The 7,911-nt window shown below is 26.3% G+C and carries 12 protein-coding genes and 1 pseudogene; 11 read left to right on the top strand and 2 right to left on the bottom strand.

Features of this window, described 5'->3' with window-relative positions:
- From KGF41_RS07265 to KGF41_RS07250, 4 genes and pseudogenes are all read left to right on the top strand, one after another.
- Positions 1 to 748 (top strand): annotated as a pseudogene (locus KGF41_RS07265) (hypothetical protein); the annotation flags it as partial.
- A 117-nt stretch (positions 749 to 865) separates the two neighbouring features.
- Entirely contained in the window at positions 866 to 1,096 is a 231-nt protein-coding gene (locus tag KGF41_RS07260) for a hemolysin XhlA family protein (RefSeq protein ID WP_022582756.1), read from the top strand.
- 18 nt (positions 1,097 to 1,114) lie between these two features.
- The gene (locus KGF41_RS07255) at positions 1,115 to 1,372 is read left to right on the top strand and encodes a phage holin family protein (protein ID WP_227856531.1); all 258 of its coding nucleotides are present in this window, start codon (positions 1,115 to 1,117) and stop codon (positions 1,370 to 1,372) included.
- Positions 1,372 to 2,169, top strand: coding sequence for an N-acetylmuramoyl-L-alanine amidase (locus tag KGF41_RS07250; RefSeq protein ID WP_227856530.1), 798 nt, complete (start codon positions 1,372 to 1,374; stop codon positions 2,167 to 2,169). The genes KGF41_RS07255 and KGF41_RS07250 overlap by 1 nt, the downstream gene beginning before the upstream one ends.
- Positions 2,170 to 2,197: 28 nt before the next feature.
- Here the strand turns inward: KGF41_RS07250 and KGF41_RS07245 are convergent, their stop codons facing one another.
- A complete protein-coding gene (locus KGF41_RS07245) occupies positions 2,198 to 2,662 on the bottom strand; it encodes a hypothetical protein (protein WP_227856529.1) in 465 nt (154 codons plus the stop codon).
- 305 nt (positions 2,663 to 2,967) lie between these two features.
- On the opposite strand from KGF41_RS07245, the gene KGF41_RS07240 reads away from it, so the two are divergent.
- Both KGF41_RS07240 and KGF41_RS07235 read left to right on the top strand, forming a co-directional pair.
- The gene (locus KGF41_RS07240) at positions 2,968 to 3,615 is read left to right on the top strand and encodes a hypothetical protein (protein WP_227856528.1); all 648 of its coding nucleotides are present in this window, start codon (positions 2,968 to 2,970) and stop codon (positions 3,613 to 3,615) included.
- A gap of 220 nt (positions 3,616 to 3,835) precedes the next feature.
- Positions 3,836 to 4,225 carry a BlaI/MecI/CopY family transcriptional regulator gene (locus KGF41_RS07235; RefSeq protein ID WP_227856527.1) on the top strand — a complete coding sequence of 130 codons (390 nt, stop codon included), beginning with the start codon at positions 3,836 to 3,838 and terminating at the stop codon, positions 4,223 to 4,225.
- 66 nt (positions 4,226 to 4,291) lie between these two features.
- Here the strand turns inward: KGF41_RS07235 and KGF41_RS07230 are convergent, their stop codons facing one another.
- On the bottom strand, positions 4,292 to 4,702 hold the full coding sequence (locus KGF41_RS07230) for a sigma-70 family RNA polymerase sigma factor (RefSeq protein ID WP_227856526.1): 411 nt from the start codon (positions 4,700 to 4,702) through the stop codon (positions 4,292 to 4,294).
- A 258-nt stretch (positions 4,703 to 4,960) separates the two neighbouring features.
- On the opposite strand from KGF41_RS07230, the gene aroE reads away from it, so the two are divergent.
- The 5 genes from aroE to KGF41_RS07205 are packed head-to-tail and all read left to right on the top strand — an operon-like array spanning position 4,961 to position 7,870.
- Positions 4,961 to 5,812: a shikimate dehydrogenase gene (gene aroE, locus KGF41_RS07225; protein ID WP_227827139.1), complete on the top strand. Its 852-nt coding sequence runs from the start codon at positions 4,961 to 4,963 to the stop codon at positions 5,810 to 5,812.
- A 57-nt stretch (positions 5,813 to 5,869) separates the two neighbouring features.
- On the top strand, positions 5,870 to 6,229 hold the full coding sequence (locus tag KGF41_RS07220; RefSeq protein ID WP_227827140.1) for a hypothetical protein: 360 nt from the start codon (positions 5,870 to 5,872) through the stop codon (positions 6,227 to 6,229).
- Entirely contained in the window at positions 6,216 to 6,911 is a 696-nt protein-coding gene (locus tag KGF41_RS07215; protein ID WP_227827141.1) for a hypothetical protein, read from the top strand. The genes KGF41_RS07220 and KGF41_RS07215 overlap by 14 nt, the downstream gene beginning before the upstream one ends.
- Positions 6,886 to 7,350 (top strand): Tfp pilus assembly protein FimT/FimU, encoded by a 465-nt coding sequence (locus tag KGF41_RS07210; RefSeq protein WP_227854589.1) that lies wholly within the window; start codon positions 6,886 to 6,888, stop codon positions 7,348 to 7,350. The genes KGF41_RS07215 and KGF41_RS07210 overlap by 26 nt, the downstream gene beginning before the upstream one ends.
- A complete protein-coding gene (locus KGF41_RS07205) occupies positions 7,340 to 7,870 on the top strand; it encodes a hypothetical protein (protein ID WP_227827143.1) in 531 nt (176 codons plus the stop codon). Before KGF41_RS07210 ends, KGF41_RS07205 begins: the two co-directional genes overlap by 11 nt.
- Positions 7,871 to 7,911: the final 41 nt, after the last annotated feature.

Here is a 7,911-nt window from a genome sequence, read left to right as displayed (position 1 = left end):
CTATACATTAGAAGATAATGCACTACACACGCTTAAAATAGTTGTTACAGACAGTGCTAATGCTACAGCAGAAAAAGTTGTAAGTATAAGTAAGAATATAATGCCATTAGGTGATGATGCCAGTCTACAAGATATAGCAAGTAAAGTTAAAGAAATGAAACATGGCTTAATAAATGGTAAAACTTCTATCATAAATGTATTAGCATTAAAAAATATTGAATCAAGTTTAAATAATTCTTTAGTGGAATTGTCAGAGAAGATAAAGCAATCTTTTGATAGTTCAGATGCTAGTGTACAGGATTTAAAAAATCAATTAACTGAAAAGAATAATAATATAACACAGTTAAATAATAAGATAAAACAAAGAAAGAGATTGGCAACTGGTAGTTACACTTTCACAGCATATGACAACTATAATTTTTATATAAAAGGGCAAAAGGAATCTGCTACTTTAGATATATTAATGAATTTAGATTTTGTACCAAGTATAATTATAATTAATACCTTACCAGCTTGGACTTCAAAAGGAGACAGTATTTTATTTAGTAATATTTCTAATCTAAATGATATTAATTTAGGAGCAGAAAAAATTGAAGGAGCTGCTTATTATGCAAAAGGAATTATTAAGATAAGTAACATAACATCTAATTCATTTAAACTTGTATTATCTAATTCAGATGACGGACCTAGGTGTGATGATGTTGAAGTTAGAAGCGGTGGAGTGTTTACTTGGAGAGCATATGAGTAAAAAGCAGAAATAAAAAGATTAAACAGATAAACCAAATATAGAATAATAGCATTAAGAATTTTTTATAAGACTTAGATAATTTCTAAGTCTTATTTTAATACAAATAAGGAGGTTTTCATGAATGAAGAACTTTTCGAAGCAGATTTAAAAAGACATGAAACAAGAATAAATAAACATGGAGAAGAAATAGACGAATTAAAGATAGCAAATATAGAGTCTAAAGCAGAATTAAAAGCATTATGTGAGAACTTAAACTCACTTACAAGTATGCTCAAGTGGTTGATAGGAACTATGATTACAACCCTTGTAGGATTCTTTATATTTGCTATTCAGCGAGGAATATTTTAATTAGGAGGAAAATAAAAGATGGATAATTTAATAAGTTTCATACCCGAGCAGTTACTAATTTTAGTTGCTGCTCTTTATGTTTTGGGGTTCGGTTGTAAGAAGTATAAACAGTTAGATAACAAGTATATTCCAGTAGTATTATTGATACTTGGTATAGGATTTTCTATTTGGATGTTAGGATTAAATCCAAGTTCAATCTTACAAGGAATTTTATGTTGGGGAGTTGCAATAGGAGCAAATCAAGTTTACAAACAGTTGAAGGATGGTGATAAATAATGAAAATAGCAATAGTACCAGGACATACATTAAGTGGAAAAGGAACAGGAGCAACTGGCTATATAGACGAAGGAAAAGAAAATAGAATTTTAACTGATTTAATAGTAAAATGGTTGAAACAAGGTGGAGCTACTGTATATACTGGAAAAGTAGATAAATCTAATAACTACTTAGCAGAGCAATGTCAAATAGCAAATAAACAAGATGTAGACCTAGCAGTACAAATCCATTTCAACGCAAATAAAACAACTCTAAATTCTATGGGCACAGAGACAATATACAAAACTAACAATGGCAAAGTATATGCTAAAAAAGTTAATGATAAATTAGCAACAGTATTTAAAAATAGAGGTGCAAAATCAGATGTTAGAGGGCTTTACTGGCTTAGTCATACGAAAGCACCAGCAATATTAATTGAAGTATGTTTTGTAGATAGTAAAGCAGATACAGATTATTATATTAAAAATAAAAATACAGTTGCAAAGCTAATAGCTGAGGGTATATTAAATAAGAATATAAGTAGTGGGGGAGTGAATAAAATGATAAAATACACAATAGTCTATGATGGAGAGGTTGACAGAATACCAGCTGAGGTTATTGGTTGGAATTATAAGAAAGAAGAATGTAGAGTATGCGATATAAAAGATTATGTACCTGGCCAGACGCAAAATCTTTATGTCGTAGGTGGAGGAGCATGTAATAAGATAGGTTCTATAACTAAAGAAAAATACACAATGATAAAGGGTAATGATAGATTTGATACACTTTACAAAGCATTGGATTTTATAAATAAATAGATTAGAAGGTAGCAACTAGAGTTAGTTGTTACCTTCTTTTTTTATATTTTCTTTCTCTAAGTTTTTCATTTTTCATACTTTCTAGCACTTCTAGAGCTGTTGTATAAAATTGTATATTATTTCTATAAGGTATAGCTATTGGAAGAATGCCCTTGTTAACTAAAAAAATAAGAAGTACAATAAATAAAAGTGTCATAATCATTCTAATAAAATAATTAGTGATATCTGATAAATCAAATGTTAAGTTAATTGTTGTAGAAAATACAACAGCCATTATAGATATATACAGAGCAAAAATGGGGTTACTATTTTTTTGTAACTGTCCTTTAAGCCTAGATTGCTCTATTTCTATATCTTGAATACTTTTTATGGAATCCATTTCACTATAATACTTATAAACTTTTAAATAATATTTTTTATACTTGTTTAAATCTTCTTCATTATCTTTAAGGTCTTTGTCACTTAACTCTGATTTAACTTCCCCAAAATCCATAAAATCCCTCCTACAATGTTATATAATATACTTTAATTTATAGCATATTTAAGAGTTTATATCAGCAATTTGTCGAACGATTCTATAATTATAAACTATAATTACAAGTTTGATAAACTTTATAAGGCATTAGATTTTATCTTATTCAATAAATGAGATTTGTACGATATCTGTAAATATCATGGTATATATAAATATAGTTTCTAACTTTTCACAAAGCAAAAATCAACTTATTTTATTGTCCTTTATATTTAGTAAAGGTATAATTATTATATAAATTAAAAATTGAAAGGATATAATAACATATGCCACAATTACTTAATGCTTTTTTTTCTTGGTTTATTAATAAAGATGAAAAAGAACAACAAACTAAAATTTCATACCTAAAACCATTGTTTTCTATGGGGCTTATTCTACTATTAGTTTGCGAATATTTTTTAGGGAATACAATATCAGTCATAAAAGACCTTTTAGGGACTAAAGTTCTTTACTATATATCTTTAATTTTGAATCTAGGACTACACTTTTTTACAATACTTAGTGTGGTATCAATAATTTTATTTCTCTGTTCAATACTCTTAGAGAAGATTTATAACAGGTTTTGGAAAGGTAACAAGTATATTTATCTATTGAGATTAATGCATGGCTCGATATATAGGTTTAAATGTAGTGTTGAGAACACAACAATTTTCCTATTAGCTGCTTATATATTAAATAATGATGTTTTTATAAAATATAAAGAAATCTATGATGAATCATCTTGGGGACTGGTATTATCAATAATGTTATTCACTTTTATTCTTAGCATCTTAAAAAGAATTATTGATACATTTTTTGTATTAAAGCCTATAGACATTATACATGAGGAAAATGCTGAACTGCTTGCATTGAAGGCTGAAAACCAAAAATTAAGAGAAGAACTTTTAATCTTAAAGGAAGCGAAAAAGTACTAATTTATATTATAAAGTAATAGTAAAAATTATCATACTAAAACATAAGACGTGTTATAATTGTATTGTATGCTTTCATTAATATACACTAAAAATACTCTTTTGCAGGAGTACTTATTTTTGTGGAATAAATTGGAAAATATACTTATCCTAATTTAATTGATTATATACTCTTATTGTTATAGAATTTAGTTATACATAAATTGGTAAGAGGTGTAAACTAATGAAGGTTAATAAATTACCACATGCAGAATTAAAAGTGATGAAGTATATTTGGGGAGTAGATGATGTATTAGCATCAAGGGATGTCATAGAAGCTATGAAATTAAAGTATGACTGGAAAAAAAGTACAACATTAACATTCCTAAAAAATTTAGTAGATAAGGGTTTTTTAACTACTAATAAGGTAGATAGATGTACACATTATACTATAGCTATAAAAGAAACAGACTATTTAAGGGTAGAGACAAAGAGCTTCTTTAGTTTTATGCATAACAATTCATTCAAGAGTTTTATTTCAGCCTTACATGATGATGAAGTTTTAGATGAGGAAAAACTAAATAAGTTAGAAGATTATTTTAAAAATTTACAAGAAGAAGATATTGAAGACTAATAAAGTTATCAATATCTTCTTTAGTTTGAGATAATTAAGAAGAGTATTTTTGATTTAATATTAGTATTATATAATAGTAGAAAATAACATATAAAGAGTAGTGTTTATTTCATTACCTTCTTTATCTGTTCCGATAGGGTCTTGTAGAGATACTTGTGATTTGTTTTTTTTGTTAGATCTGATATTCATTAAAATTTCATTTTCAATACATCTAGAAGCATATGTTGCCAGTCGAGTTCCTTTATCTATATTATAAGTTTCTATAGCTTTTATTAATCCTATTGTACCTATAGATATTAAATCATCCTGATCTTCTGTCGAATTGTTGTATTTTTTTGCGATATAAGCTACTAATCTCATGTTTCTTTCAATCAATGTATCTTTTGCACTTTTATCATTTTCTATTTTAAATTTAGTTAAATACTCAATCTCTTCTTCAGGGGTTAAGGGTTTTTCAAAAGATTTAAGCGCTGCCAATAAGTCACCCCCCTTTTTAACGGTCACTTTAAATTATATGAAGGAGACTTATCCAAGTTGACTGTTATTCAATAAAATAATATGTATACTGTTAGAATTTAAAACATATATTTACAAACTTTTGGCTGTAATATAACATTAAAAAGAAGAACTTAAGTTTAATTTTTTGTTGAATATATAAAAAATAAGACAGATAAATTATTAGTTTATTTGGTATAAATTGAATTTTAGATGTCAATAAATAAAAGGGAGGAAGATATGATTGTAAATAGCGAAACAAAGCTTATATGTCTTTTAGGACATCCAGTGAAACAAAGCTTTTCACCAATCATGCATAATTATTTATTTGAAAAATACAAACAAAATAATGTTTATGTATGTTTTGATGTAGAGCCAAAAGATTTAGGAAAAACAGTAGAGTCCATAAAAAGTATGGGTATAGAGGGTTGTAATGTGACAATACCTCATAAGGTAAATATAATTAAATACTTGGATTGTATTGATTACAAAGCAAAATTAGTAGGAGCAGTTAATACTATTAAGAATGAGGGAGGTGTATTAAAAGGATATAATACTGATGGAGTTGGATTTGTAAAATCTGTAATTGAAAATGGGTTTGACCTAAAAGACAAAAAGGTCATGATATTAGGCTGTGGAGGTGCGTGTAGAAGCATTTCTATTGAACTTGCATTTAATAATGTAAAATCTATAGAAATAAGAAATAGAAGTATAGATAAAGCAAGGGAAATATCAAATATAATAAAGTCTAGTTTTAAATTAGATGTAGACTATAGCACTAAAGAAGTTGATAAAAATGATTTAAGTAAAATTGATATACTTATAAATACTACACCAATAGGTATGGGGAATAACTTATGTCCAATCGATGAATCATTGATTCCAAACAAAAAAATACTAGTATGTGATATAGTGTACAAGCCTCATGAAACAAGCCTTATAAAATGGGCGAGAAAATACAATTTAGATGTTATGTATGGAATTGATATGTTAATAAATCAAGGTCTAAGTTCATTTTGTATATGGACTGGAATAAGGTTAGACAGTAATGAAAATGATTGTATAAAAGATATTTATGAAAAGAATTTATAACTAATTCCTTAAGCTTTAATCTATAGAATATAAAATATTAATGAGAGGTTTTTATTATTGAAAACGAAAAAGAATGGTTTTATATCAATTGAATGTATAATGAGTATTGCCATATTATATGTAGCTGTGTATTTGGTATCTACATCTTTATATAGCTGCTATAGTTTTATTAGTAAAAATGCATCTAATAGAGAAATGTTAAATATTGCAAAGAAATACTTGGAAGATGAGAAATATAAAATAAAAAATAATGAATATCAACTGACTGAGGATGAAATAAATAAAAATTACATAAAGGGTTATGAGATTAATAGCACAGTGAAACAAATTTTAAACTATTATCAATGTTATGAGATAAATATGGAAATTAAGAGTGATTTAAAACAATTAAGATTTAACAGTTATGTTACGAAATAATAAAGGTTCTATATTAATAGCAACATTGATAATATTTTCTATTATAAGCACTGTATGTATTATGTGTATAGGTTTAATTTATAGTAATGATAATATATTTGAATTAGAATATAAAGATGCTAAGTTAAGGGAAGCTTCTTTAAGTGGTATAGAAATATCAATAAGTAATGTACTTTGTTGTGTTGAGGAAGCCATTAATATATCTAATAATGAGGAAGAATTTAGAGACTATTTCTTAGGAAATAATACGATTGATTGTATAAAAAAAATAAAAGATACATCTTATAGTAATTTAGAAGAAGTTCATTTAAAAATAGAAAACAATACTATATATGACAAAGGAGATTTTTTTGAGTTTGATATAACAAGTACAGCCAGAGATAAAGACTTTTTAAAAGTAATAAAAGTGAGAGTAAAAATTAAAAATCCATGGGTAGGAATTGATATTAAAGATTATATAGATGATGATTATAGTAATAAAGATTCTATTGAAACATCTAAGGAGTCTAAATCGTTTGACCAAATAGAACTTTCAACTGTATTTGAGTCTGAAAGTAAAGATTTTGATAATCAAAACACTAATGGAGATGAAGAAGAAATAGACCAAGAGATAATAGAAAATATAAAAAAGAACTTTGATGAGAAAAATTTAGTATATGTATATAAGTATAGGGGTGTATAACTTTGAAAAAAGAAGGAATGTGACTGTAATAGAATTAGTAGTATCCATAGGTATAATACTATTGATAGCTACAATATGTTTTCCAAAAGATAATCTTGAAAATCATAAAATAAATTTATTTGCACGTCAACTTTGTTCAGATATAAGATATGTTAGACGAATTAATATGTTTAGCAACTACAATACATATATATACTATATAAAGCAAAAAGAACAAGAAGGATATGTATTGAGGAAAGATGGCAAAAATATTAAATCCATAGTACTGCCTAGAAATGTAAGAATCGCAAGAAGTATTGAAACTATAAAATTTAAATCTGATGGCTCACCTCAAAAAGCAACTACAATAGAGATATATAATGATAGATTAAATAAAACTATAACAATAACACCTGTAAGTGGAAGAGTACTTTTGAAAGAGGGAAAATATGAAACGTAAATGTGGATATTTACTTTTAGAAGGTGCAGTATCTTTAACTGTAATTGTAGTACTGGTGATAACTTTATATTCTATATTTATACTTACAATGAATTTAAAAGTTAAAATAGAAGATAAAATGGAGTTACAGCAACAAAGTATTGAAATCACAAAATCTATAGAAGGAATCATTAGTAATTCTAGGGGGATAATAAACTTATCTTCTAATGATAAAGGTTTTAAAAAAATGACATCTATAAAATGTAGATATGTAGATGAAAATACAACTGATAATGAAGAATATACAAGCAACAAAGAAATTATATTAAATGAGAGACGAAATAAGTTGTTTGTGAATTCTTTAAATGGTGAAAGTAGCCAAGCTGGTGGATATGAAATTGGTGATTATGTAGATGAAATGTATGTCTCAATGTCTAATAATGGAGAATATATTAATATAATATTGAAATTATCAAAACGTAATCAAAAATATGAAACTGAGTTTAAAGTAAAAGTATGGAATTTTATTAAAAATGTATAATTTTAAATAGAAGTATTATTAATGAAGATAATTGTTTTAAT

The sequence above is a fragment of the Clostridioides sp. ZZV14-6150 genome (genome assembly GCF_020657875.1).
In the GTDB taxonomy this organism is placed as follows: Bacteria; Bacillota; Clostridia; order Peptostreptococcales; family Peptostreptococcaceae; genus Clostridioides.
Note: the sequence above shows the minus strand (reverse complement) of the source record. Positions and strands in the feature narration are given on the sequence as shown.